This is a genomic window from Staphylococcus sp. GDY8P198P (assembly GCF_017891615.1).
Taxonomy (GTDB): domain Bacteria; phylum Bacillota; class Bacilli; order Staphylococcales; family Staphylococcaceae; genus Staphylococcus; species Staphylococcus cohnii.
In genome coordinates this window covers 28,506-55,303 of the sequence record NZ_JAESJQ010000003.1, presented here as the reverse complement: position 1 = coordinate 55,303, position 26,798 = coordinate 28,506, and the positions used below count along the sequence as shown (strand labels likewise).

Sequence of the window (26,798 nt, the reverse complement as noted above, 5' to 3'; positions counted from 1 at the left end):
GTTTCTGTATTAGTTATATTTTGCTCTTTCGCCACCAATTTTCTTAGGTCTTGAAGAAGCGATTGTAACAATTGCTTCGCCAATTTGCTTCACGCTTGTACGCTCAGGTATCGCTACATGTTTAATATGCATACCGATTAATGTTTGGCCAATATCAATACCTTTTGGAACGTTAATTGTTTCAACGACTATAGGGTCAGCCATATGTTGATATGCATATGTAGCTAAACTACCTCCAGCATGGACATCAGGTACAACGGTTACTTCTTCCATCGTTAGGGGATCGAAATTTGCTTTTTCAATAGTAATTGCTCTATTGATATGTTCACAGCCTTGAAATACAAAAGAAACGCCTGTTTCTGTTTCAATCTCTTTTAATGCTTCAAATATATCTTTTGCTACCTCCATTGATCCAACACTACCTATGCGTTCGCCAATCACTTCTGAAGTAGAACAACCTATAATGCAAAGCTCATCGTCTTTAAAGAAAGATTTAGATTTTAATTCATCTAATAACGCTTTTAAATCCTCCATGTTTAACACCCCTTATTTATTTTGATATAAAGTAAGCCAAAATACATAAGTCCAATCAGACAAATTTAATTGCTAGCAAATTTGCTACACGTTATTATTATAACGTATTTAATGAGTTACTCATACTAATTTCACATATTTATTTACTCTAATATTTTATTTTTTAATTTTTCAATCAATGAATTTAATTCATTATAAATTTCAATATAATCTGATTTAGTTCCTCCGAACGGGTCAGCGACATCATCACCATGCAATACATACTCACCTAAAGTGAATATATGTGTACCTTTACCATACATTTGTTTAATTGCTTCTTTATGGCTTGTTGACATGGTCAAAATAAGATCCGCATTCATATCAATTTCAGTGAACTTTTGAGCATTTTCTGGTATTGGTAATTGTTTTTCTTTTACGATAGCGTGTGTATATTCTGATGTAGGTGCACCATCTATTGCAAACAAGCCACGTGATGCAACTTCAATATCTGGCATTTTAGCTTTTGCAATACTTTCTGCCATCGGACTTCTGCAAGTATTTCCAGTACAGACAAAAACGATTTTCATAAAGTTTCTCCTTTAACAATGGTATAATTTGCTGCCTTTTGCATACGATTCATGATAGCAACTGCATCATCACGATTTTCAAATCCAAATATATAAGCCTCTTTAATATTTTCATTTTGATCTATATCATGCAATATTTGATACAAATTATGATTTGCACCTTTAATATCTCTTTCATTTTCACACAGTGGAATGAAAGTTGCATTTTCAGGAATATATTTCAGTTTATCTTTTGGAAATATAAAAGCGACATTACGCCAATCTTTACTTGAGGATAGTTGTTGATGAACCGCGTATACAATTGTTATTGGGGTATCTGGTGCATAATGTTTATATTTCATTCCTGGAGCTATGGGCTTTTCTTGATTCAAATCCTCTTTTGTTGAAATAGATCCAGGCAACACATTTTCAATCATAGATTTGGTAATAGACCCTGGACGAGCTATCCTAAACGGATATTGTGTACAATCTAACACTGTACTTTCTAGACCTTCTTCACTTTGGTCACCATTGACAATACCATCAATTCTTTGGTTTAAATCACGATATACGTGTTCAAAATTAGTTGGAGAAGGTCTACCACTTAAATTAGCACTGGGCGCAGCAATCGGTATATCTACAAACTCTAATATTTTCCTTCCAATCGGGTGACTCGGCATCCTAACTGCTATGGATGAAAGTCCACCACTTACACTTTCACATAAAAAACCTTTTTTCAGTGGTAAAATAAATGAAATTGGACCAGGCCAAAATTGATTCATTAGCATCCTAACTTCTTGTGTAATATGCTTTGTAAATGCATCTAATTGTTTAACATTATGTATATGAACGATTAGAGGGTTATCTGAAGGTCTACCTTTTGCTGCATAAATATTTTTTATAGTCTGTTCATTTCTTGCATCGCCACCTAAACCATATACTGTTTCAGTTGGTATAGCGATGAGTCCACCAGCTTCAAAAACATTTTTTATTTCATTATAAGTATCTATATTAACATCGTCTGTCAGATGATTCCTCAAATCCCATATTTTTGTTTCCATCTATACACACCCTTTCATCTTAATTTCAATTTTAAAACAAAATAAGAAGTTATGCACCTTCATGACTTATCATGTTCAGCACACAACTTCTTAAGTTACCATTCGAAAGAAATAATTCTATCATTATTGTTAATATCTTTTATTATTTGAACACAAACAGCAGGATATTTTTCTTCAATTTTTTTCTTTAAAGTAAGGCCTTGTTTATAACCAATTTCAAACACAACTATTGCATTGGGTAATAATACATCTGGCAATTGTTCTAAAATCTTATCATAAACTTGAAAACCATTATTTTCAGCAAATAAAGCACTGGTAGGTTCATATCTCAATACTGTATCTTCCATTAAAGTTTTTTCGCTATCAGCTATATATGGTGGATTTGAAATTAATCCATTCACTTTAATATTTTTCTCTATTAAAGGATTTAAGGCATCACCTTGTAAAAATGTAATGTCTACATCATGATACTGAGCATTGTCTTTTGCCACCGATAAAGCTGCATCATATAAATCTGTAGCTAAAACGTCCAAGTATTGATTCATTTTTTTAAGTAAAATAGGTATGTTGCCACTACCTGTGCCTATATCTACAACTTTATCTCCAGACTTCACCAAATTATAAAAATGCAGTAATACTTCTTCTGTTTCAGGTCTCGGAATTAAACAGTGTTCATTCACTTTAAATATTTCACCATAAAAAGATTGTGTGCCTACAATATATTGAATAGGTTCACCTTGTAACATCCTTGCTTCCGCATTATCAAACAACACGTTGTGTGCTTCTGTCATAATTTCGTCAGCATGCAACAAATAATCTGTTTTTTGCCATTGAAATAAATCAAGCATCAACCATTCAGCTCTTGTTACTTCAATACCTATTGCTTCACATTTGCTTTGTGCAATCTTCAATCTTTCTCTATAATTCACCGTCATTCAGTTCTTTCAATTTATCTGTTTGTTCAGCTAAAGTTAGTGCATCAATAATCTCATCTAACTTACCTTCCATAACTTGCTCTAATTTCTGCAATGTCAATCCAATACGATGATCCGTTACACGACTTTGTGGGTAATTGTATGTTCTAATTCTCTCTGAGCGATCACCTGAACCGACAGCTGATTTACGCTGTGCTGCATACTTTTGTTGTTCTTCTTGTAATTTCATATCAAACAAACGTGCCTTTAACACTTTCATTGCTTTTTCACGGTTTTGAATTTGAGATTTTTCTGATGAAGTAGCAATAACACCCGTTGGCAAGTGTGTGATTCGAACGGCTGAATCTGTAGTATTTACGTGTTGCCCACCTGCCCCACTAGAACGATAGGTATCTATTTTAATATCTTCATTACGAATTTCTATCTCAACATCTTCAACTTCTGGTAATACGGCAACTGTAGCTGTAGAAGTGTGAATACGTCCACCTGACTCTGTTGCTGGTACACGTTGTACACGATGTGCGCCATTTTCGTATTTCAATTTACTATAAGCGCCTGTGCCTGAAACAGAGAAACTAATCTCTTTGTATCCGCCATGGTCACTTTCAGTAGCTTCTACTATATCTGTCTTATAACTATGCGCTTCAGCGTATCTAGAATACATTCTAAATAAATCTCCAGCAAATATTGCAGCCTCATCTCCACCAGCAGCTGCACGAATTTCAACAATTACATCTTTTTCATCATTTGGATCTTTTGGAATTAACAAGAATTTTAATTCTTCTTCTAATTCTGGAATTTTTTGGCTCAATTCTTGCTTTTCATCTTTGAGCATTTCAACTTCTTCTTCATCTTTTGTTTCCTGTAACATTTCATCTATTTCAGTTACATCTTCTTTAACTTGTTTATATTCGCGATACACTTCAACTGTTTTTTGCAAATCAGCCTGTTCTTTTGAATATTTTCGTAAATTATCTGGGTTATTTACGACTTCAGGATCACTTAACATTTCGTTTAATTGTTCGTATCTTTCTTCTACAATGTCTAATTGATCAAACACTACATTTCCTCCTTCTCATGATTACTTGGTGCAACGATATGATGTGCCCTACATCTAGGTTCATAGCTTTCGTTTGCGCCGACGAGAATCACAGGGTCATCTATTTTTGCTGGATTGCCATCAATTAACCGTTGTGTACGGCTTGATGACGAGCCACATACTGCACAAACAGCTTGTAGTTTAGTCACTTCTTCACTTACTGCTAATAAATGAGGTATCGGTTCAAATGGTTCACCTCTGAAATCCATATCTAAACCTGCAGTAATCACTCTATGTCCCTTTTCAGCTAATTCTTCTACAATATGAACAATGTTGTTTTCAAAAAATTGAACTTCATCGATTGCTATAATATCAAAATTTGATAAATCGTGTTTATAAATCTCAGCTGCTGTTGAGATATTAATTGCCTCAATTGCATTGCCATTATGCGAAACAATTTTATCTTTATGATAGCGGTCATCTATTGCTGGTTTAAATACAACCACCTTTTGTTTAGCATATAGTCCACGTCTTAAGCGACGAATTAATTCTTCAGATTTACCACTAAACATGCTTCCAGTTATACATTCTATCCAGCCGGAATGATAAGTTTCATTCATTATGCGTTCCACCTTTTTCAAAACATAATCGGTTTATTATATCATATTTTCCATCTTAAAATATCAATTTCTCTTAAGTTATTTGTAATTTAATATGTAATTAATGTACTAAAACATCGGCACTCTTTTGGTTTTACCTTTCCATCATCCATGTTAAATAAAAAAGCATTCTCATAAAATGAGAATGCCTTATTACAACAATTATTCGTTGCTTGATTTGAATCCGAATTTCTTGTTGAAACGTTCCACACGACCATCCGCAGCAGCGAATTTTTGACGTCCTGTGTAAAACGGATGTGAATCAGAAGAAATATCTAAACGAATAACTGGGTATTCATTTCCATCTTCCCATTCCATCGTTTCTGATGAAGATTTTGTTGAACCACTTAAGAATTTAAAATCTGTAGTTGTATCTAAAAAGATAACTTTGTGGTATTCAGGATGAATATTTTGTTTCATTTTTTTCAGCTCCTTTGCCCTGAACCATCTGGAACAGAGTTGTTTGTGAGTTTTTTTACCCAATACTTGATAATTATAATTGTTATAAAACTAAAACGCAACCCTAAATCACATTTTTAAATGATAAGCCGCTTTAAATAATTGGCTTTCCAGTTTTAGTACTCTCCTTGGCAGCTTCCTGTAATTGTTCAAAGAATTCTTGATTCGTTTTTGTTCGTTTTAATTTTCTTACAAATCTTTCTGTAAAATCAAGTGAATCTGTAAACATGTTACGCAGTTGCCAAAGTGATTCTAAATCTTTTGGTGATATTAGCAATTCCTCTTTACGTGTAGAACTTCGACCAATATCAATAGCTGGAAATACACGACGTTCAGCTAGTTTACGATCAAGATGTAATTCCATGTTTCCTGTTCCTTTAAATTCTTCATATATCATATCATCCATACGAGAACCAGTATCCACTAACGCAGTAGCTAATATCGTCATACTACCACCAGCTTCAATATTTCTTGCTGCACCAAAGAACGCCTTAGGTTTGTGTAATGATGCTGGATCTAAACCACCTGAAAGTGTACGTCCACTTGGCGGGATAACCAAGTTATATGCACGTGCAAGTCTTGTAATGGAATCCATTAAAATAATGACATCTTTACCTATTTCTACTAAACGCTTTGCACGTTCTAATAGTAATTCTGCTACTTTGACATGATGCTGTGGAGGTTCATCAAATGTTGAGTGAACAACTTCTGCCGATTCAACAGAACGCTCTATATCAGTAACCTCTTCTGGTCTTTCACCCACAAGTAGCACAAATAATTCTGCATCAGGTTTATTGATTGCGATGGCATTTGCAATTTCTTTCAATAATGATGTTTTCCCAGCTTTAGGCGGGGCAACAATCAAACCACGTTGTCCTAAACCGATTGGAGTAATTAAATCCATAATACGCGTAGAATAGTTTTCTTTTGTTGTTTCTAACTTGATGCGTTCTTCTGGGTATAATGGTGTTAATGCTTGGAAATGTGGTCTTTTCTTAACTTCTTCTGCATTCTCATCATTGACAAAATCTACTTGTAGCAAACCATAATACTTTTCATTATCCTTTGGTTTTCTTACTTTACCAGTTACTTTATCGCCTCGTTTAATTTCAAAACGACGTATTTGACTAGCAGATATATAAATATCTTTTTCACCTTTTGAATAATTGACAGTTCTTAAGAAGCCGTAACCATCTTGTTGGATATCATCTAAGATACCTTCCATATAATAGTTTCCATCTTTTTCCATTTGCGCTTCCATAATTGCAAGAACTAACTCTTTTTTATTTAATTTACTATAATTTGTTAATTTCAGTGATTTTGCTTTTTGAGTGAGATCTTTAGTAGTGTAATTTTTATATAACTCGTGGAACGATTCGTACTGAGGTGATGTTCGTACTTTTTCAGGCATTATCTTGCACCCATTTCATAAATAAGTTTTAAATAACATAATGAACTACGCTATTTACTTTTATAACTATAGCAAATATTTTATTTAATTACAAAATGTATTTCAATAATTGAAATTTATAAATACTGCTTTAAAGCTAATTAGTTAATAAAACAGTATATTAAATTGTAAAACTTTACTTTATATTTCAAATTTTCTAAATATAATAAGCCCCAAGATATAAATATCTTTAGCTCAAGCGTAATTATCAATTGCTATTGAAACAATACAGAAGTTGTTATTTACATATTGCGATGTACTTATATTAGGAATTAAAATTTCAGTTTCAACGAATAATATAAGTTAAGTCTTAGTTTATAGCGATTTAAAAACGTGCTGACGCCCGGGGAAATGATATGAATGAGAGACTACAAACTCGAATCATATCCCCAGGCAAGCATGCACGATCGAAATCGCAAGATTAAAAAAGTGACTAATCCATCATTTATACTCATGTTCAGTTGAATTATTTGGTGAATTTAAAAATTCAACTTTCCATTAATTGTATATGATAAATCATGTTTTCTATTGTTATAAAATAGTTACTTCTTTAAATAATACGGAGATGTTTTTGTATGATGACACATCACTTATAGCGATTTGGAAACGTGCTGACGCCCAGGGAAATGATATGAATGAGAGACTACAGGATCGAATCATATCCCCAGGCAAGCATGCACGATCGAAATCGCAAGATTAAAAAAGTGACTAATCCATAGACCTATGGATTAGTCACTTTTAAGCGTGAGATTTTTGTCTCAGTTTGTTTTGTTACAACATCTCGCTTAGTTTTTATAATAGATTATGAATTATAATATCCTGCAATAGATTTAACTTCTAAGAATTCTTCTATACCATAATCTCCCCATTCGCGTCCTAAACCTGATTGTTTGTAACCACCGAATGGTAAATCTGGTTTACGTCCAGCTTCATTAATTTCAACTGTTCCAGCCTCAATTGAACGTGCTACTTTGTGAAGTTTTTCTTTATCTTGTCCATATACATAACCAGCTAAGCCATATTTCGTATCATTTGCAATTTCAATAGCTTCGTCTAAATCATTATACGTAATTACAGACATTACAGGACCGAAAATTTCTTCTTGTGCAATTGTCATATCATTTTCAACATTATTAAAAATAGTTGGTCTTGCAAAATAACCTTTTTCTAAGTTTTCAGGTTTTCCAGGACCACCATATAATAATTCGGCACCTTCTTCTACACCTTTATCAATATATGATTGAACCTGATCAAATTGTTTTTTGCTAATAATTGGTCCTACTTGTGTACCTTCTTCACGAGGATTACCAACTTTAACTTGGCTAAATTTTTCTTTAACAGCTGTTAAGAATTCTTCTTTTATACTTGCTGGTACTAATGTTCTTGTTCCTGCAGTACAAACTTGGCCTGTGTTATTAACGACTTTGCCAGTAGCTGCACTTGCAGCGCCATCGATATCAGCATCATCTAAAATTATATATGGAGATTTACCCCCTAATTCTAATGATACTTTTTTGAAATCTTCAGCTGCTTTTTTCATAATACTCGCACCAGTTGGACCAGATCCAGTAAAGGACATCATTCTCACTTTTGGATGTTCGCTAAGCGGATTTCCCACACCTTGGCCGTCGCCATTTACTAAGTTAAACACGCCTTTAGGTACGCCAACTTTATCAAATATTTCTGCTAAAATAATTGCTGCAAATGGTGTTTCTTCTGATGGTTTTAACACGACCGGACTTCCCGCTGCAAAGGCTGCAGCTAATTTTAATGAAGTTTGGTTAGTTGGAAAATTCCATGGTGTAATTAATCCTGCAACACCAATCGCTTCTTTGACGACTAAATCGTCACCGCGTCTTTCTTCAAATTCAAAATTATCTAATGCGTCTCGTGCTGCTTCAAAATGATCTAATCCCATTTGGTAATGGACATTTTCAGATACTTTTAAAGGAGCTCCTAATTCATCGGTTATTGCGTCAACGATATCATCTTTTCTATTTTTATATTCTTGAACGATTTTATCTAAGAGTTCTTTTCTTTCTTCTACAGAACTGTGTCTAAATTCTAAATATACATTATCTGCCGCTTCTACCGCTTTATCAACATCTTCTTTATTACCTTTAGCAATTTTACCTGCTACTTCTTCTGTTGCTGGGTTGATAACATCAAGTGTTTCTCCGCTTGAACTTTCTACCCATTGTCCGTTGATATATTGTTTAGTGAAGTTTCTCATCTATTATTCACTCCTTAATTTGTGTTCATATTTTTATTCTAACCTAGATTTTTAATTTTAAAACATATCTGCTCATATCAAATCTTTTCAAACGTTGTTATTACAGGCTTTCACGCATGATAATTGCACATTGTTGTAAGAGCATTAACTATCTATACGACGACATGAAATAACAGTGATAGCCTAAAAATTATAATTATTAAGCATAATACGATATGTCAATCACCTAAGTCATTTTAAATTATTGCAAAAAGATGGCTCAACAATAAATAAAAAAGCTATAAAGAAATCTTTAAACAAAGATTTCTTTATAGCTAACATAAGTATGTTAAAAATAACCTCGAAATAACATTTATCTGTAAATAAATATTACGTAGAATATCAAATTAAAAAGCTAAAATCTTTAGCTTTCTAACTCAATATATTCTTGGGCCCATTTTTCCATAGGAACCAATGCCGTTGCCAAGGCATCACCTTTATCTGTAAGTTGGTATAAAATGTTCATAGGACTAGTAGAAATAATCTTTTTCTCTACAAGCCCCCATTCATTTAGATCTGTTAATTTTATGCTAAGCGCACGAGGCGTAATTGTTTTCAAATCACGCTTCATATCAGAAAAATGAGCAGATTTTTCTGTGCATCTAGACAAGTAATTAATGATAAGACCGTTCCAACTTCTGCCTACTATTTTAAAGGTCTCTTCTAGATAAGGGCAAACCTCCATGGTCATCACCTCATATCAATTATATTTCCCACTGCATAAACTATAATTATGTTTTATTCATTCAGTATAATTATTATACCACATGTTTTATATTTTTTCAGTCCAAATGTCTGCACCAAGTGATTTTAGTGTTTTAACAATGTTAGTATAACCACGATAAATATGCTTTACATTGTAAATTGTAGTAACACCTTCAGCCAATAAACCAGCTACAATAAGACAAGCACCTGCACGTAAGTCACTCGCGTATACTTCTGCACCAGTTAATTTTGATGGTTTGATAGTAGCAGTACCATTATCTGATGTAATATGAGCACCCATTTTTTTAAGTTCTTCTACGTGCTTGAATCTAGCAGGATAAATTGTTTCAGTCACAAAAGATACGCCATCAGCCATAAATAATAACGGCGTGATAGGTTGTTGTAAATCTGTGGCGAAACCAGGATATACTAATGTTTTGATATCTACACTAGCATATGGTGCACTCCTCTTAATTGTTGCACTATCATCGCTGACATTAATGTCTACACCAAGCTCTTTCAACTTAACAGTTAATGGCTCAACATGAGTAGGAATAATATTATTAATTACAATATCTTCACCACAAGCTGCTGCAATACACATATAAGTTCCTGCTTCGATTCTATCTGGAATCACCTGATGATGTGATCCATGAAGATGCTCAACACCTTTTATTTTAATAGTACTCGTACCAGCACCTTTAATATTAGCACCTAAACTTGTTAAAAAGTTTGCTACATCAACAACTTCAGGTTCTTTCGCTGCGTTTTCAATTACAGTTTGCCCTTCAGCTCGAACTGCTGCCAACATAATGTTAATTGTAGCACCCACACTAACAATATCTAAAAATATGTTAGCTCCTATTAAACGATCAGCTTCAATTTTCATAGATGTTTCACTGGATTCATCAATATGCGCACCTAATGCTTTAAAACCTTTGATATGTTGATCAATTGGTCGTGGACCTAATGGACAACCGCCTGGTAAACCAATCACGCATTTTTTAAATCTACCTAACATTGCTCCCATCATATAGTATGATGCACGTAATGATTCTACTTTGTTATTAGGTAACGGCGCATTTTCAATTTCATTTGGATCAACTTCAAGGGTCATACCTTCTAAGTTTGCCTTAATGTTCAAATCACCTAATAAACTCACAAGCGTTTCAACATCTGAGATTTGTGGCAACCCTTCTATTGTAACTTTATCTTCCGCTAATATTGTCGCTGGAATAATTGCTACAGCACTATTTTTTGCACCATGATTATTAACTTCACCTTTTAGTGTTTGACCGCCTCTAATTTTTATTACTTCTTGAGCCATTCGCTTGATCTCCTTTGCCTTTCAATCAGTATTTCAATTTAATTACATTATTTGCATTATAAAGTAAAAAAATACAGTTTGCAAAACACACCAATGAAACAAAACCTTTTTAATTTAAATTTATGTATTGCTTCACTTTTATGTATACTATAATGATATATTCATTCCCGATTTAATAGGATTCAAATCCTACTTGTCTTATTTCTGTTTAAAAATTATATTAATTTTTTCAATTTACTTAATTTTAATGCTCATAGATTATAACATAAAAAAATAAGACTGCGACATTAAAAATTGTCGCAGCCTTCTCAGTTTATTCATCAAGATTGTTATATAATACTAACCTTTTTATTATAAGCCGATTATTTAGCTCTATTTGATGTACCAAACTCTTTAATTTTACTAATTACTGTTGTTTTAATTGCTTCACGTGCTGGTCCTAAATATTTACGAGGATCATACATTTCTTGATCATTGTCTAAAGCTTCACGTACTGCTTTAGCAGAAGCAATTTGGTTTTCTGTATTAACATTGATTTTTGCAGTTCCAAACGGAATCGCTTTTTGAATGTCTTTAGTTGGGATACCAGTTCCACCATGTAATACTAATGGTAAACCTGTTGAAGCACCAATCTCTTCCATTTCTTTAAATCCTAATTTTGGTTCACCTTTATACGGTCCATGAACTGAACCTAATGCTGGTGCTAATGTATCTATACCTGTTTTTTCAACAAGCTCTTGACACTCTTTAGGATCTGCATAAATAACACCTTCAGCAACAACATCGTCTTCTTGTCCACCAACTGTACCTAATTCTGCTTCTACTGATACACCATGTTCGTGAGCGTATTCAACTACTTTTGATGTAATTGCTATGTTATCTTCAAATGATTCATGAGAAGCATCAATCATAACTGAAGTGAATCCAGCATCAATAGCTTCTTTACATTTATCAAAACTTGAACCATGATCTAAGTGGATTGCAACTGGAATCGTAATTTCTTTATCGTGCATTAATCCTTCTACCATTTTAACTACTGTATAGAATCCACCCATATAACGTGCTGCACCTTCAGAAACTCCTAAAATAACTGGAGCATTTTCTTCTTGTGAAGCTTCTAATATCGCTTGTGTAAATTCTAAGTTATTTAAGTTGTATTGACCAACCGCATAACCATTTTCTTTTGCATCGATTAACATTTCTTTCATTGAAACTAAAGGCATGAAAGTTCCTCCTTAGTGCATTAAGCACATATTTTTACAATTTAATTATATCAAAATCCCAAACAATTTGCATTCTTCTATTCAATTGTAAGCGTTTTTAATTTATTTTTTCAATTTATTACTTTTAAATCAGTCTTTAATTTTCATGTTTTTATATAAAATTGCAATATTTACTACCATTATTTACAATAAGTTGAGTGAATAGAACGGAGGTACATATATGTCTAAAATTTTGAACACACAATTAAATGGTGTTTTTAATCGAATAGAAGCACAAGCTTTAGATATTCAAATGGCGGCTCAATGCTTAATTCAAGCAATTGGCGGTGAAGGTAATGTATTTGTTAAAGGTTATGGAGATTTGAATTTTTTTGAAAGTTATATATTAAACAGTAATGAAAAATTAGAGTCTAGTATAGCGCTACGCTCACTCAATACATTTGAAGATATTGATACAACAGATAGAGTGTTTCTCTTTTCTCCTTATTATACTGAGGATGTAGAAAAAGACGTTAACGCATTAATTGCAAACGATGTAGATTTTGTCTTAATTTGTAATAAGCCAAAGACAGAAAACTTTCAGGATCATTTATTTCATTTTATTAATTTAAGTACGCCTAGACCTATTGTCTATACGGAAGATTACGATAAAATTGTTATACCACATCCTATTGCATTTAATTATATTTATTATGATATATATACACAAATGGTTGAAATGGTTAGAGATTTAAATCTTTAGCATTTCATCAAATTTAATAGACAATCTGATTTAAAAAAAGGCTGAAACGTATGTTATCGTTTCAGCCTTTTTACAACTATATTTACTTAATCTGTTGGTGTTTCAATGATGCTTCTATAAACGCTTTGAATATAGGTTGCGGTCTATTAGGTCTAGATAGGAATTCTGGATGGAATTGACATGCGACAAAGAAATCATTTTCCGGAATTTCTACCATTTCGATTAATCTACCATCTGGACTAGTTCCAGAGAATATCATGCCTTTTTCTTCTAATTGATCTCTATATTCATTATTGAACTCATAACGGTGACGATGTCTTTCTTCTATATCAACTTCGCCATAAATTTTATGCGCTAAAGTTCCTTCTTTTATATGGCATGGATATAGACCTAATCTTAACGTACCACCTAAATCTTCAATATCTTTTTGTTCAGGCAATAGGTCAATAATCGGATGTGGTGTTGAAGGATCTAGTTCTGCAGAGTGTGCATTTTCAAAGCCAAGTACATTTCTAGCAAACTCTACTGTAGCAAGTTGCATACCTAAGCAAATACCGAAATATGGTACATTATTTTCTCTCGCGTATTTGATAGCAGAAATTTTTCCTTCACTTGCTCTGAATCCAAATCCACCAGGAACTAAAATGCCATCAACATCATTAAGTATATCATGTACATTTTCATCAGTTACTTCACTAGAATCTATCCATTTAACTTCAATATCTTTTTTAAATGGATAACCTGCATGTTTTAATGATTCAACAACCGATAAATATGCATCTTGAAGACTGACATATTTACCAACTAAACCAATAGTTATTTTGCCATCTAAACTATTGACTGTATCCAATAAATATTGCCATTCATCTAATTGAGTATCGTATTTAGCGTTAAGTTCTAAGCGTCTAATTACGATATCATCCATGTCCTGTTTACTTAATTGTAAAGGGATTTCATAGAGTGAATCTGCATCACGACATTCAATTACACTTTCTTTGTTAATATCACAGAATAAAGCAATTTTATCTTTTAAATCTTGTGTTAGTTCATATTCTGTACGTACTACGATTAAGTCAGGTTGAATACCTAAACCACGTAGTTCTTTAACACTGTGTTGCGTTGGTTTTGTTTTCATTTCACCGGCAGCTTTTATAAATGGTAAAAGTGTACAATGTACGTACATGACATTTTCACGACCTAAATCACTACGAATTTGTCTAATCGCTTCAATAAATGGTAATGATTCAATATCACCAGTAGTACCACCAATTTCAGTAATAACTACATCAGCATTTGTACTTTCTCCCGCTAATAGTAAACGTTCTTTAATTTCATTTGTAATATGAGGGATTACTTGGACCGTACCACCAAGATAATCACCACGACGTTCTTTTTTCAAAACATGTGAATAGACTTTACCAGCTGTAACATTTGAATATTTATTTAAATTAATATCAATAAATCTTTCATAATGTCCTAAGTCTAAATCTGTTTCCGCACCATCATCAGTAACAAATACTTCACCATGTTGGTATGGACTCATTGTACCTGGATCAACATTTAAATATGGATCAAATTTTTGTATTGTAACTTTTAACCCTCTATCTTTTAATAAACGTCCTAAAGATGCTGCTGTGATACCTTTACCTAATGAAGATACAACTCCACCAGTTACAAAAATAAACTTTGTCATTTTCTGCCTCCTATTATTAAAACAGTCATTCTCACAATACCAACAAAAATTTATGGCATGTTTCATTAATCATTGAAATGGTTATAATTTATCTAAACGTCAAAGCTTTATAATTTTTAAATATCATTATATTCACTATAAATAACGTCATAAATTAAAATTTTATAAAATTTGTATAGTAATTCAAATAAAAAAATCGCTCCCTCTCACAGCATTTGCAAGGGGGAGCGTATAATATTTATACACGTCGTCCTAATTAAAGGAGCCCGAATAAAATTTTATCATTTTCGCAGAAAAAGTCAAATGAATATTGATAGATTATTGATTAATTTTCTTTATCTTCGTCCTCTTCATCATATTCTTCTTCATCTTCTTCTAAATCTTCATCTTCGTCATCATCTTCATCAATAACGATTTCATTTTCAGGAATTTCTTCGTCCACTTCTTCTTCATCAGGTTCTTCGATTGTCTCTTGGTCATCAGTAACTGCTGGGATGTCATCATCGTCGTCAGCTTCATCTTCACCAAGTAATTTTAATGTCTTATCTTCTTCATCGTCGTCGTCTAAAATGTCGAATTTTTGGATAGTTGGTGCTATTTTTTCTTCAATATCAGCTACTGAATACCAATCACGTAAGCCCCATATATTTTCTCCAACATTTAGGAAACGACCATCTGTATTTAAGTCTGTATAGAATTGAACAATTCTATTCTCAATTTCGTGGTCTTCGTAATGACCTAATGCTTTAAATTCATCAATAATATCATATAAGTTCATTGTATCGCCTTTTTCAAGTAATAATGTATAGGCCATATCAATAAATGATTTCTCGTCAACCATTTCTTTAGTGTAATCTTGAATTCTCATTATTTATTCTTCCTTTCAGAGGCATTTATGCATTTATCCAAATCAGTACTATTCATCTTAAGTAATAATAACAAAAGTAAATTATAAATGACAATCCCTGATTTCGCAAACACTATTAATAATTTATATATTTTTCAAATACAGAAAAATCTTCAGCTGTTTCAATTTCAACAAAATTACTATTTATACATAATGGTTTTAATTCATTATTTTCCCCATAAAGTGTAATCGTTATAAGTTTGATACCTTCAAAATGCTTTCGAATATATGTAGGTAATTGTCTTAACGCACTTTCTGCTATACCATTATGTCTCTCTGATTTATCAACTTCAATTGAATTGATATTCATACGTTGCCCGTGTTGCTCAATTGCTATAAAACCTACTTTATCATCATCTTTCATCATATCAATGATATAAACATCATAAGATGACGTATCTCCATTTGCTGTTAATTTTAAAGAAGACACATGTTTAGAATCTAAATCTAAATAATAGAGACGTTCTTTACCGATAGGCCCTTCTTCTTTCGTAGCAGCATGCATAAAACCTGCACGTTCATATACATTCCATGCACCTTTATTTTCTGCGTCTACGACTAAGTATAAATGATTAAAATTTGGAAATAGCTTTTGGACATATTGTGGCAAATACATCATCATTTTTGTACCATATCCAAACCCTTGAAAGTCTTCATTTACAGATAAAGAACGAACATATATAACCTGTTTAGGTGTATCGTAACCTTCATGTTGATAATATTGATGTAATACAAAGAAACCGACTACTTCGCCTTCATCATTTAAGGCGATGTTAGCCACTCTGTCTTCGTCCTTTAACGCATCATCAAGCACGTCTTTGGGCAAAGAAGAATATATCTGTTGACGCTCGCTCAATTTAAAATGATATAAAGCTGATTTATATTTTTCTTCAAAAACTTGAATTGTAATATTTTCAAATGATTCTTTAATAAACATATTTTATCCCCTATTGTGATTAGCTTTTATTAGTTATTAATACCACTTTTACATTAATATAATCGAAATTTGAACATTTTATCTTATTAGTCTAAGAAACAATTCATGAGCCAATTGACTTCAAACTGATCTTTCACTTGTCCATGCATCGCATTAAAAAATGTTTTAGACAGAGGCATATGAGGGTCTCCTGCTTCACTTAATTTATCATACACTTGTTTTTGAGTAGCCAAATCATCGAAAGTTAAAATAATGTTCGTATTGTCATTGCTCCATTCACGACCATATGTACTGGAAATATGTAATACAACTGTTTCATTAACATGAAGCTCCGCATGTAAGGTTTTCCCGTTTGTTTCATTTAATATTTTTTCGTTACCACCAAACGCATTTTTATAAAATGTAAGAGCCTGTTCTACATCATCTACTTTAATAAACGGGCTTAAATTCATTAAAACCATCCCTTTCAAATTTTCTATAGTTGATTTTCCCTCATTTTATTATAATATAAGTTATAATGTAAATTTTTTAGGAGGTACACAGATGAAAATAGGCATTGATGCCGGCGGAACACTTATAAAAATTGTTCAGGAGGATAATGGCAATCGACAATATACAACAAAATTAACTACTGAAATTAATGAAGTCATTGATTGGTTAGGACAACAATCATGTGAAAGTATTAGCTTAACAGGTGGTCAAGCTGGAACAATTCAAAATAAGTTAAAATGTGAATCACGTATCTTTGTAGAGTTTGATGCTGCTGCAAAAGGTTTAGAACTCTTGTTAGAAGAACAAGGTCATCATTTAGATAATTACATTTTTACTAATGTTGGTACCGGAACATCACTGCATTATTCAAATGGCGAAAAGCAACAACGTGTTGGCGGTGTTGGAGCAGGTGGTGGTATGATACAAGGCCTTGGTTATTTATTAACTGGATTAAAAGACTACAAACAATTAACAGATACTGCCCAAAAAGGTGAGCGAGAATTTATTGATTTGAAAGTAAAACATATCTATAAAGATAGTGAACCTCCGATTTCAGGTGATTTAACTGCTGCTAATTTTGGGCATGTACTGCATAATTTAGACAAAGATTTTTCAGATTCTGACAAATTAGCTTCATTGATTGGTGTCGTGGGGGAAGTCATTACTACGATGGCTATCACAGTAGCGAGAGAATATGGTACTGAAAACGTAGCTTATATTGGTTCTTCTTTCCATAATAATCATTTACTGAAAGAAGTTGTTAAAGATTATACGATATTACGTGGTTTCAAACCATTTTATATTGAACACGGTGCCTTTTCCGGCGCATTAGGTGCAATACATCTACAATAAAAATTACCATGACATAAGTATAAAGAATTGAAGTTTCTATACTTATGTCATGGTAAAAAATGGAAACAGTTATTTCATTTGATGGTGACTATTTCTTCAAAATAACTACTTCCATTAGTTCATATATTCATTTACATTAAAACGGTAATTGATCTAATACTTTTTGAGCTGAGACTACAGTGCCTACAACACCTGATTTCAAATCGATTGCTACTGCTTTATCATCATCTCTTAAAATATCTAACCATTCTGCGAAGACTTCACCTTCTATTTCAATGATATCGCATTCTTCAAAGTCTTCATTTCTTACTTTTTCTGCTCTATTTCTAATACTCCACACCGGCATAATATGTGGTTTTTGATGTTCTTCATCACTAATCATGATAAATTGTTTTTCATTTTTATTTGTTAAACCGAACACAGCGTCTTCTTTCGCCACATCTATTATAAATTCTTTGAGACGAATTTCATCTAAATCTGACATTAATTCATTTGTAAAATCAATAATATTAACTAAATCACCATCTGTCTGAGATGACGCATTCATCAACACTTCTTCACCTTGTTCAAACATATCATCCATTTCATAAGTTACAAAACGATCAATATCGATTTTTTTAAGCTTATCATAATCGGTGTCATGTTTATTTAAGAAAGTTTCAGCTGTTTCTTTTTGTGTCCAAACACAAATGACGTCCTTTCCTAAAATTTCATGTCTAATTAATTGTTTTGACTTTGTTGCTATATAAAAATATTCATTTACTAGAATATCTTGAAAAAATGAACTTGCTTTATAAGACATAATTACACCTTCAATTCATTAAAATATTTAACTATATTTAAAATATAAATGAGTATATTACTATAGTCAATTAACGTCATACAATAAATATTAAAATTTTAATATATCTATACAATAAACTTAAGTTATCAAATCTTAATTAAATGAAATTTTCACTATATTTCTGATTATATTTTTAATTCTTCTAAAAATTGCTGTTCTAACTTTTCTATATGTTCTTGTGATTGTCCATGCCAAATACATGCAAATCTCGAAGGCACGTTTTCATTTTTATACCAATCGCCATCATAATATGATAGTGGAAATAAGCAACCCATGTTTACATATTTTATAATTGTCTGAAAGAAATGCTCATTATCGTTAGGTGCAATATAACTATAAAACTTTTGATATCCAGATTGCATTAATGGATCTAATAAAAGCATACTTGTCGATCCATTTTGTCTAAAATTCAAATCAATCGCAAATATATCACCATGTTTATCTAATAGTAAATCAAAACCTGCGATTCCAAAATAACCTTTGGCCACGCCTATTTCCATAATTTCTTTGCCAGCTTGGATGACTGATTCAGGTACATCTTGTACATTTTGATTGCCACTATAATGGCCATATTTGTCTGTAATTTGCTCTGATGTTCCAATATAGTGAATTTCCCCGTCCTTTTTACATGCAAATTGCACACAATAATTAGCAATTTCTTGAATTTTTTGTTCAATAATAATTGTGTCAGTTTCTGCTCTTGCTTGTTCAATACGGGATTTTGCTTTAATTAAATCAGCTTCGTCATAACAAATCATCACACCGTAACCACCTGCAGTTGGTAAATCATCACCTGGCTTCAAGACAAAAGGGAATTCCCAATCTGCAATCGCATCTTCGAAATCTTCTATTTTTACCACTTCACGTGCAGGTAAATATTTTTGATTAGTCCATTCTGGAATACGTGCTTTATTATTTAAAGCAACAAAGATATCTTTATCCATAGCGTAATATTCTTTTTCTAAAATAGACTCACTATGAATATATTGAAAATAAATACGTTTATTATCTTGTTTAGCGAGTTTCCTTATTATTTGTTCGTAAGAAGCTTGGTTGTCAAAAGTATAAATATTTGTGGGCATTGGCTTGCCAATCATTTCCAATAATATTTCTAATTTCTTTGTAGCGCTTGCTTTATGAACAATAACAGGCATTTGATCAGCAATAATCAATTCTCTACCAGTCAAGAAATTAGATTGATGTTCTTCCGGTTCTAACCATGGATTTGATATATAAGATGGTCTAGAACTATATACGACATCATCATTGTATAAATCACTAAGTGTTAATTTAGGGCGTTGAGTACTTAGTTTTTTCATTTTTTGTTCCCCTTTATATAGTGGTGCTGTTCAATTATTTCATTTAATTCTGCTTGATTTTCTATTAATTCCAATCCCATTAATGCAAGGACTTTAGCACCTCTTATTAAAGCTTGATCTCCATGAGCACTTCCTGCTGCTTCACGAAAACGATGCGTGTGCCCCACTAAATTCCTAGAACCTATTTTAATATGGGGATGAATCGTTGGCACAACGTGACTTACATTACCCGTATCTGTCGAACCAAAACCAAAATCATCATCTATGACCGATTCTCCCATTTTCGTCGCATATTTTGCAAATAAATCATCTAATTTAGGCGTCTTAATAAATTCATTGACACCATTTTGTATAGGGCCAAATTCAAAGTCGCAACCTGTTTGAATTGCAGCACCTTTTGCAATTTGCCCTACTCTATCAGTTAATATATCTAATTCTTTACGTGATGTTGCACGTGTATAAAAACGCGCATGAGTATAGTCTGGAATAATATTAGCAGCTTTTCCGCCATCTAATATAACACCATGAACCTTTTGACTTTTTTTGATATATTGTCTTAACTGAGCTACACCATTAAAATACGCAATCATTGCATCTAAAGCATTTCTTGCTTCTTCAGCATTTTCAGAAGCATGCGTACTTTTACCATAAAATTTAATATCTAAAACATCTACCGCTAATGTATTAATAGTTTTATAAGTTTCATTACCTGGATGAACCATTAAAGCAACATCCATTTCATCTACAATACCTTCTTTAACGTAAGCAGCTTTTGCGCTACCATTGACACCGCCCTCTTCGGCTGGACAACCAAGTATTACTACTTTTCCGCCTGTTTGTTCAATCACTTGCTTCAAAGCTATACCAGCAAATGTACTTGCCGTACCTATAATATTATGACCACAGGCATGTCCTAGACCTGGTAAGGCATCATATTCTGCTAAAAATCCAATGGTTGGACCATCGATGTCTGAATCATAACGCGCAATGAAACCCGTAGCATAACCAGCAATGTTGGTTTCAACTTCAAAATCATGCTTTTCCAAATCTTCAATTAACGTTCTTGAAGCAAATATTTCTTCATTGCCTAATTCAGGTCTTTGATGGATGAGGTGGCTCATCTCTATGTATGATAATTTTTCATTTTCTATATAATCTAATATGTTTTGTTCATGTGTCATTTTCAATACAACTCCCTTGTACTACAACATTTTACACGTATTATTATTAAACTTATAAAAATGCATGTTCAATACTAAACGTGCAAAATACATTTTGATTATTACTTATTCTATCCGTTTTGATTAATTCTGTCATTATTTTTCTGAAATTTAAAAAAATGATAATTCCTTCTGTTTTCTAAAATTTATAGAAATTGTAAATACCACTACGTATTGTTACAATTATGATAATTATTATTTTAGGAGGACATCGTATGCCAAAAATGAACGTTGAAAGTTTTAATTTAGATCATACCAAAGTAGTAGCACCATTTGTTCGACTTGCAGGTAAAATGGAAGGTGCTAATGGGGATGTTATCCATAAATATGACATTCGTTTCAAACAGCCCAATAAAGAACATATGGAAATGCCTGGTTTACATTCATTAGAACACTTAATGGCTGAAAATATTAGAAATCATTCAGATAAAGTGGTTGATATCAGTCCAATGGGTTGTCAAACTGGATTTTATGTATCTTTTATAAATCACAGTGATTATGACGATGTGTTAAATATCATTGAAAAAACACTTCAAGATGTATTATCTGCTACAGAAGTTCCTGCGTGTAATGAGGTACAATGTGGTTGGGCTGCTAGCCATTCATTAGAAGGTGCAAAAGAAATTGCACAGACATTTTTAGATAAAAGAGATCAATGGCATGATATTTATGGTGAGGATAAATAATATCTAATTACCATTATAAAGTAAGATATCAAAAATCGAATTTATTAAAAAAGGTTAAGATAAAAGGCTGAGACAATTAATTCGTCTCAGCCTTTTTAATGTTTCCAACTTTAAACATACATGCTCGTCAGAAATCTATTGTGGTAAGGAATGAAGATGCGATCTCCCACTTATATTATTCCACCGATGATTCATATGTTTCAACATCGCTATAATTATTGTAATTTGTAAAAAATGATATTTTCGTATAATTCTAGCACTTTCAAGTTTTTATCGTAACCATGATATATAAAACAGCGTAAACGCCAATTTCTAATTTAGCTCAATAGAAATTGACGTTTACGCTTTTACTGTAACATTTCAAACACTTATCGTTTTATAATTTATAAACCAGTCACACAACGATTGATTGTTTATTTTATAATTTGTTCACAACTTTTATCAGGACAAATTGTAGTGGGATTCTACTGTATAACAAACTTTCTGGTAGTTGTTTGTCACCTAGTGGCAATTTTTTTCTAGCCATATAAATATTTGCTGGTAATACAGCTAATAAAAATATATTAATCATTTTCTTTAGGCATAGGCTTGGTCTATTCACTATTAAAAGTATTCCAAAAATCATTTCAACAAATCCAGAAATGATAACAGCCGATTTTCTAAACGGTAAATAATCAGGCACAATTTTTCTAAAGCGCGACTCATGTTTAAAATGTAAGACACCGATGGTCATGAAGCCGCAACCTAATATTAGGCTTAATAGTCGTTTCACTTATCGACACCCATTTCTTTCAAATAGCTTCGACCAAATTCTGGTAATTTAACGCCAAAATTATCCGCTATAGTAGCACCTATAGAACTAAAGGTATCATCCATAGATAACTCATGATAATCATTTATTTTAGGACTAAACATAAGGACTGGGATATATTCTCTTGTATGATCAGTTCCTGGTGCTGTAGGATCATTGCCGTGATCTGCAGTAATAATGACTAAGTCATCATCCTTTAGATGTTTGATAAGTTCTGGTAAACGCTCGTCAAAATCTTTTAACGCCTCAGCGTAACCGTCTTTATCACGTCGATGTCCATACAGTGCATCAAAATCCACTAAATTCAAGAAACTTAAACCTTTAAAGTCACGTTGTACAGTTTCTATTAGTTTATCCATACCATCCATATTATTTTTAGTTCGAATTGCTTCAGTGACACCTTCACCATCGTAAATGTCATTGATTTTCCCTAAAGCAATCACATCAAATTGATTATCTTTCAACTCATTCATCACTGTTCGTCCAAATGGTTTTAACGCATAATCATGTCGATTAGAAGTTCTTGTAAAAGCACCTGGTTCACCGACATATGGTCGCGCAATAATTCGACCAATTAAATATTTTGGATCTTTTGTTAATTCTCTTACTTTTTCACAAATATCATACAATTCTTCAAGTGGAATAATATCTTCATGTGCCGCAATTTGAAGCACTGGATCTGCTGATGTATAGACGATCAGGTCCCCAGTTTTCATCTGATGTTCGCCCCACTCATCAATAATTTGTGTGCCGGAAGCAGGTCTATTTGCAACTACTTTACGACCTGTCATTGTTTCAATTTCACTAATCAGTTCTTGTGGAAAGCCATCAGGATAAACTTTAAAAGGTTGCATAATATTTAATCCCATAATTTCCCAATGACCGGTCATTGTATCCTTGCCTACAGAAGCTTCACTCATCTTAGTATAAAACGCGGCAGGTTTAGACACTTTTTCAATATTAGGTAAAGCGGCAATATTACCTAGACCTAAGCTTTGTAAATTAGGTAATGATTTATCAAAATCTTCTAGCGTATGCTTCAAAGTGTGACTGCCTTCATCATTAAAGGCTTTTGCGTCAGGTCCTTCGCCTATACCCACTGAATCCATGACAATTAAATGCACCCTCTTAAATGGTATCGTCATCATTCCATCTCCTATTCAGTAATTATTTTATGAATCAACGTAGGAACTTCACCTTGTGAACTAATCGCAATACTTTGATTTAATTTTTCCTTAACATCATCAATTTGCTCACGGTTACTATGAATCGTTAATAAAGCTTCGCCTTCATCAACTGAATCTCCTACTTTTTTGTGCAAGACAATACCTACACTTAAATCAATATCGTCTTCTTTAGTTTGTCTTCCTGCACCTAACATCATAGATGCAACACCGATTTCATTGGCTATAATTTCAGTTACAGTACCTGTTTTTTGCGAAAGCAAATCAATTTGATAGCGTGCTTGTGGTAGTTTATTGACATCATCAACGACAGAACCATCACCATCTTGATTTTCTAAAAATGTACGGAAACTTTCTAGCGCTGAACCATCTTGAATTGCTTTTTCTAATAATGTTTGAGCCTCATCTAAATCTTTAGCTTTACCGCCAACAACTACCATTTGCGAACCTAAAGTCATAACTAGCTCAGTTAAATCTTTTGGACCTTGACCTTTCAATGTTTCGATCGCCTCTTTAACTTCTAAGGCATTACCTATTGCATTACCTAATGGTTGACTCATGTCTGAAATAATCGCCATCGTGTTTCGGCCAACATTATTACCAATACTAACCATCGCATGTGCGAGTGCTTCAGCATCTTCGATTGTTTTCATAAAGGCACCGTTACCAGTTTTTACATCCAATACAATAGCATCAGCGCCAGCAGCAATTTTTTTACTCATAATAGAAGATGCAATCAGTGGTATTGAATTAACTGTTCCAGTCACATCACGTAAGCCATAAAGCTTTTTGTCTGCCGGTGTTAAATTCCCAGTTTGTCCTATTACAGCTACTTTTGCTTCATTTACAAGTTCAACAAATTTATCTTCACTAATTTCAACGTGAAACCCTTCAACTGATTCTAATTTATCAATTGTGCCGCCAGTATGACCTAATCCTCTACCACTCATCTTAGCCACAGGAACACCAACAGAAGCTACTAATGGAGCTAATACTAGTGTAGTTGTATCACCAACACCACCTGTAGAATGTTTATCAACTTTAATCCCATTAATCGCTGATAAATCAATCACGTCACCTGAATTAACCATTGCCATTGTAAGTGCTGCTCTTTCTTGGTCATTCATATCCTGGAAAAAAATTGCCATCGCTAAACTCGACGCTTGATAATCTGGTATTTCACCGCTGGTATAAGCATTAATAAAGAATTCTATTTCTTCATTTGTTAAAGCTTGACCATCACGTTTCTTTTCAATAATATCTACCATTCTCATTTGAGTTGGCCTCCCCCTATTAGACATTTATGTCTTTATATGTCTCATTTTAAACTTAAAGATAGTGATTAATAATCTGAATTACTTTCTAATCCTTGGATGATTTGTACACCTGCACTAGCGCCAATTCGAGTCGCACCAGCTTCTAGCATTTTGTTGAAATCTTCTAAGTTTCTGACACCACCTGAAGCCTTAACTTCTAAAGCATCTCCGACTGTATCTTTCATTAACTTAACATCCTCAGGTGTAGCTCCACCACCGGCAAATCCAGTTGATGTTTTCACAAAGTCTGCGCCTGCTGCTTTGCTTAACTCACAAGCTTTTACTTTTTCATCATCAGTTAAAAGGCAAGTTTCAATAATTACTTTCACTGTCTTACCGTTTGCTGCTGCTACAACACCTTCAATATCTTTTTGAACTTCGTCATAACGTTCATCTTTTAAGGCACCAATATTGATAACCATATCTACTTCTGATGCGCCATTTTTAATAGCATCTTCAACTTCAAACACTTTCACTTCAGTATTTGTAGCACCTAATGGGAAACCAATTACTGTACATACTAACACGTCAGTGTCTTGTAATTTATCTGCTGCGTATTTTACATGCGTTGGGTTAATACATACTGATTTAAAATGGTACTCAATTGCCTCATCAAGAATTTTATCGACTTGGTCTCTTGTAGACTCCGGTTTTAGTAAAGTGTGATCTATATATTTTGCATAATTCATTCTAATTCCTCCTAAAATATTATCTGTATGAAATTATTCTCATTCTTGAAAGTCATTACTATTCTAAAAAATTAATAACATCACAACAAGTGCTTTACCTCTATATTACAAAAATTCGCAAAAATAATAAACAAATGTTATCTTTATTTTGATAAAAGAATTTAAAGGAGAAGAAGTCTATGACAAAATCTACACCACATATTCAACCTAATGGAGTTAAAATTGCTAAAACTGTTTTAATGCCTGGCGATCCCTTAAGAGCAAAATATATTGCTGATAATTATTTGGAAGATGTAAAACAATTTAATGAAGTTAGAAACATGTTTGGTTATACAGGTACTTACAAAGGAAAAGAAGTTTCTGTAATGGGTTCTGGTATGGGTATTCCAAGTATTGGTATTTATTCATATGAACTATATAATTTTTTCAATGTCGACACAATCATACGAATTGGTTCATGTGGCGCTTTGCAAGAAAATGTTAACTTATATGACATCATAATTGCTCAAGGTGCTTCTACGAACTCTAGTTATGTAGAGCAATATAATATTCCTGGACATTATGCACCTTTAGCTGATTTTGACTTAATGTTAAAAGCGAAACAAAAAGCAGACGAAATTGGTGCTACTACACATGTTGGTAATATTCTTTCTTCAGATACATTTTATAATGCTGATCCAACATTTAACGAAAAATGGCAACGTATGGGCATCTTAGGTATTGAAATGGAATCAGCTGCTTTATACTTAAATGCAACTTATGCTAATAAAAAAGCATTAGGTGTCTTCACAGTAAGTGATCATATTTTACGTGACGAAGCAACAACTGCAGAAGAACGTCAAAACTCATTTACTCAAATGATGGAAATTGCGTTAGAAATTGCTGAATAATATTTGA

General features: G+C 32.8%; 27 protein-coding genes. 4 read left to right on the top strand and 23 right to left on the bottom strand.

Features of this window, described 5'->3' with window-relative positions:
* Positions 1 to 9: 9 nt before the first annotated feature.
* The 12 genes from KA824_RS02530 to fdaB all read right to left on the bottom strand — a co-directional run bounded on the left by KA824_RS02530 (position 10) and on the right by fdaB (position 12,209).
* Positions 10 to 534, bottom strand: coding sequence for a TIGR01440 family protein (locus KA824_RS02530; protein WP_107384845.1), 525 nt, complete (start codon positions 532 to 534; stop codon positions 10 to 12).
* Between the two features lie 143 nt (positions 535 to 677).
* Positions 678 to 1,100, bottom strand: a complete 423-nt coding sequence (locus KA824_RS02525) for a low molecular weight protein arginine phosphatase (protein WP_107384846.1) — start codon at positions 1,098 to 1,100, stop codon at positions 678 to 680.
* Entirely contained in the window at positions 1,097 to 2,140 is a 1,044-nt protein-coding gene (locus KA824_RS02520) for an L-threonylcarbamoyladenylate synthase (RefSeq protein WP_107384847.1), read from the bottom strand. Before KA824_RS02520 ends, KA824_RS02525 begins: the two co-directional genes overlap by 4 nt.
* A gap of 95 nt (positions 2,141 to 2,235) precedes the next feature.
* On the bottom strand, positions 2,236 to 3,075 hold the full coding sequence (gene prmC, locus KA824_RS02515) for a peptide chain release factor N(5)-glutamine methyltransferase (protein ID WP_107384848.1): 840 nt from the start codon (positions 3,073 to 3,075) through the stop codon (positions 2,236 to 2,238).
* A complete protein-coding gene (gene prfA, locus KA824_RS02510; protein ID WP_019468289.1) occupies positions 3,059 to 4,135 on the bottom strand; it encodes a peptide chain release factor 1 in 1,077 nt (358 codons plus the stop codon). The genes prmC and prfA overlap by 17 nt, the downstream gene beginning before the upstream one ends.
* On the bottom strand, positions 4,135 to 4,734 hold the full coding sequence (locus KA824_RS02505) for a thymidine kinase (RefSeq protein ID WP_107384849.1): 600 nt from the start codon (positions 4,732 to 4,734) through the stop codon (positions 4,135 to 4,137). Before KA824_RS02505 ends, prfA begins: the two co-directional genes overlap by 1 nt.
* Before the next feature lie 201 nt (positions 4,735 to 4,935).
* Positions 4,936 to 5,193, bottom strand: coding sequence for a type B 50S ribosomal protein L31 (locus KA824_RS02500; RefSeq protein ID WP_019468287.1), 258 nt, complete (start codon positions 5,191 to 5,193; stop codon positions 4,936 to 4,938).
* A gap of 133 nt (positions 5,194 to 5,326) precedes the next feature.
* A complete protein-coding gene (rho, locus tag KA824_RS02495) occupies positions 5,327 to 6,643 on the bottom strand; it encodes a transcription termination factor Rho (RefSeq protein ID WP_107384850.1) in 1,317 nt (438 codons plus the stop codon).
* 841 nt (positions 6,644 to 7,484) lie between these two features.
* Positions 7,485 to 8,915 carry an aldehyde dehydrogenase family protein gene (locus KA824_RS02490; RefSeq protein WP_107385297.1) on the bottom strand — a complete coding sequence of 477 codons (1,431 nt, stop codon included), beginning with the start codon at positions 8,913 to 8,915 and terminating at the stop codon, positions 7,485 to 7,487.
* Between the two features lie 403 nt (positions 8,916 to 9,318).
* Positions 9,319 to 9,639 carry a winged helix-turn-helix transcriptional regulator gene (locus tag KA824_RS02485; protein ID WP_107385296.1) on the bottom strand — a complete coding sequence of 107 codons (321 nt, stop codon included), beginning with the start codon at positions 9,637 to 9,639 and terminating at the stop codon, positions 9,319 to 9,321.
* An 87-nt stretch (positions 9,640 to 9,726) separates the two neighbouring features.
* Positions 9,727 to 10,986, bottom strand: a complete 1,260-nt coding sequence (locus KA824_RS02480; RefSeq protein ID WP_107385295.1) for a UDP-N-acetylglucosamine 1-carboxyvinyltransferase — start codon at positions 10,984 to 10,986, stop codon at positions 9,727 to 9,729.
* A gap of 362 nt (positions 10,987 to 11,348) precedes the next feature.
* Positions 11,349 to 12,209 carry a class IIb fructose-bisphosphate aldolase FdaB gene (gene fdaB / locus KA824_RS02475; protein WP_107384756.1) on the bottom strand — a complete coding sequence of 287 codons (861 nt, stop codon included), beginning with the start codon at positions 12,207 to 12,209 and terminating at the stop codon, positions 11,349 to 11,351.
* A gap of 220 nt (positions 12,210 to 12,429) precedes the next feature.
* Here fdaB and KA824_RS02470 point away from each other — a divergent pair, with 220 nt between their 5' ends.
* On the top strand, positions 12,430 to 12,951 hold the full coding sequence (locus KA824_RS02470; RefSeq protein ID WP_107384757.1) for a DUF2529 family protein: 522 nt from the start codon (positions 12,430 to 12,432) through the stop codon (positions 12,949 to 12,951).
* A gap of 82 nt (positions 12,952 to 13,033) precedes the next feature.
* Here the strand turns inward: KA824_RS02470 and KA824_RS02465 are convergent, their stop codons facing one another.
* The 4 genes from KA824_RS02465 to KA824_RS02450 form a co-directional block, all read right to left on the bottom strand.
* Positions 13,034 to 14,644: a CTP synthase gene (locus KA824_RS02465; RefSeq protein ID WP_107384758.1), complete on the bottom strand. Its 1,611-nt coding sequence runs from the start codon at positions 14,642 to 14,644 to the stop codon at positions 13,034 to 13,036.
* A 325-nt stretch (positions 14,645 to 14,969) separates the two neighbouring features.
* Entirely contained in the window at positions 14,970 to 15,512 is a 543-nt protein-coding gene (rpoE, locus tag KA824_RS02460) for a DNA-directed RNA polymerase subunit delta (RefSeq protein ID WP_107384759.1), read from the bottom strand.
* 115 nt (positions 15,513 to 15,627) lie between these two features.
* Positions 15,628 to 16,488 (bottom strand): GNAT family N-acetyltransferase, encoded by an 861-nt coding sequence (locus tag KA824_RS02455; RefSeq protein WP_107384760.1) that lies wholly within the window; start codon positions 16,486 to 16,488, stop codon positions 15,628 to 15,630.
* Between the two features lie 86 nt (positions 16,489 to 16,574).
* A complete protein-coding gene (locus tag KA824_RS02450; protein ID WP_181187764.1) occupies positions 16,575 to 16,940 on the bottom strand; it encodes a VOC family protein in 366 nt (121 codons plus the stop codon).
* A 91-nt stretch (positions 16,941 to 17,031) separates the two neighbouring features.
* On the opposite strand from KA824_RS02450, the gene coaW reads away from it, so the two are divergent.
* Entirely contained in the window at positions 17,032 to 17,832 is an 801-nt protein-coding gene (coaW, locus tag KA824_RS02445) for a type II pantothenate kinase (protein WP_019468276.1), read from the top strand.
* A 136-nt stretch (positions 17,833 to 17,968) separates the two neighbouring features.
* Here the strand turns inward: coaW and KA824_RS02440 are convergent, their stop codons facing one another.
* From KA824_RS02440 to KA824_RS02430, 3 genes are all read right to left on the bottom strand, one after another.
* A complete protein-coding gene (locus KA824_RS02440) occupies positions 17,969 to 18,634 on the bottom strand; it encodes a DUF2750 domain-containing protein (protein ID WP_107505396.1) in 666 nt (221 codons plus the stop codon).
* Positions 18,635 to 18,801: 167 nt separating this feature from the next.
* Entirely contained in the window at positions 18,802 to 19,995 is a 1,194-nt protein-coding gene (gene ldmS / locus KA824_RS02435) for an L-aspartate--L-methionine ligase LdmS (RefSeq protein WP_107384763.1), read from the bottom strand.
* On the bottom strand, positions 19,992 to 21,176 hold the full coding sequence (locus tag KA824_RS02430; RefSeq protein ID WP_181187765.1) for a M20 family metallopeptidase: 1,185 nt from the start codon (positions 21,174 to 21,176) through the stop codon (positions 19,992 to 19,994). Before KA824_RS02430 ends, ldmS begins: the two co-directional genes overlap by 4 nt.
* Positions 21,177 to 21,430: 254 nt before the next feature.
* On the opposite strand from KA824_RS02430, the gene KA824_RS02425 reads away from it, so the two are divergent.
* On the top strand, positions 21,431 to 21,901 hold the full coding sequence (locus KA824_RS02425) for an S-ribosylhomocysteine lyase (protein ID WP_107384765.1): 471 nt from the start codon (positions 21,431 to 21,433) through the stop codon (positions 21,899 to 21,901).
* Between the two features lie 418 nt (positions 21,902 to 22,319).
* Here the strand turns inward: KA824_RS02425 and KA824_RS02420 are convergent, their stop codons facing one another.
* The 4 genes from KA824_RS02420 to deoC all read right to left on the bottom strand — a co-directional run bounded on the left by KA824_RS02420 (position 22,320) and on the right by deoC (position 25,901).
* On the bottom strand, positions 22,320 to 22,634 hold the full coding sequence (locus KA824_RS02420) for a DoxX family protein (RefSeq protein ID WP_154409672.1): 315 nt from the start codon (positions 22,632 to 22,634) through the stop codon (positions 22,320 to 22,322).
* Positions 22,635 to 22,669: 35 nt separating this feature from the next.
* Positions 22,670 to 23,857, bottom strand: coding sequence for a phosphopentomutase (deoB, locus tag KA824_RS02415; protein WP_107384767.1), 1,188 nt, complete (start codon positions 23,855 to 23,857; stop codon positions 22,670 to 22,672).
* 11 nt (positions 23,858 to 23,868) lie between these two features.
* Complete coding sequence (locus KA824_RS02410; protein ID WP_107384768.1) at positions 23,869 to 25,170, bottom strand: pyrimidine-nucleoside phosphorylase; 1,302 nt, start codon at positions 25,168 to 25,170, stop codon at positions 23,869 to 23,871.
* Positions 25,171 to 25,238: 68 nt separating this feature from the next.
* Positions 25,239 to 25,901 carry a deoxyribose-phosphate aldolase gene (gene deoC / locus KA824_RS02405; protein ID WP_019468268.1) on the bottom strand — a complete coding sequence of 221 codons (663 nt, stop codon included), beginning with the start codon at positions 25,899 to 25,901 and terminating at the stop codon, positions 25,239 to 25,241.
* Positions 25,902 to 26,080: 179 nt separating this feature from the next.
* Between deoC and deoD the strand changes: the two genes are divergently transcribed.
* The gene (deoD, locus tag KA824_RS02400; protein ID WP_019468267.1) at positions 26,081 to 26,791 is read left to right on the top strand and encodes a purine-nucleoside phosphorylase; all 711 of its coding nucleotides are present in this window, start codon (positions 26,081 to 26,083) and stop codon (positions 26,789 to 26,791) included.
* The last annotated feature ends 7 nt before the right edge of the window (positions 26,792 to 26,798 follow it).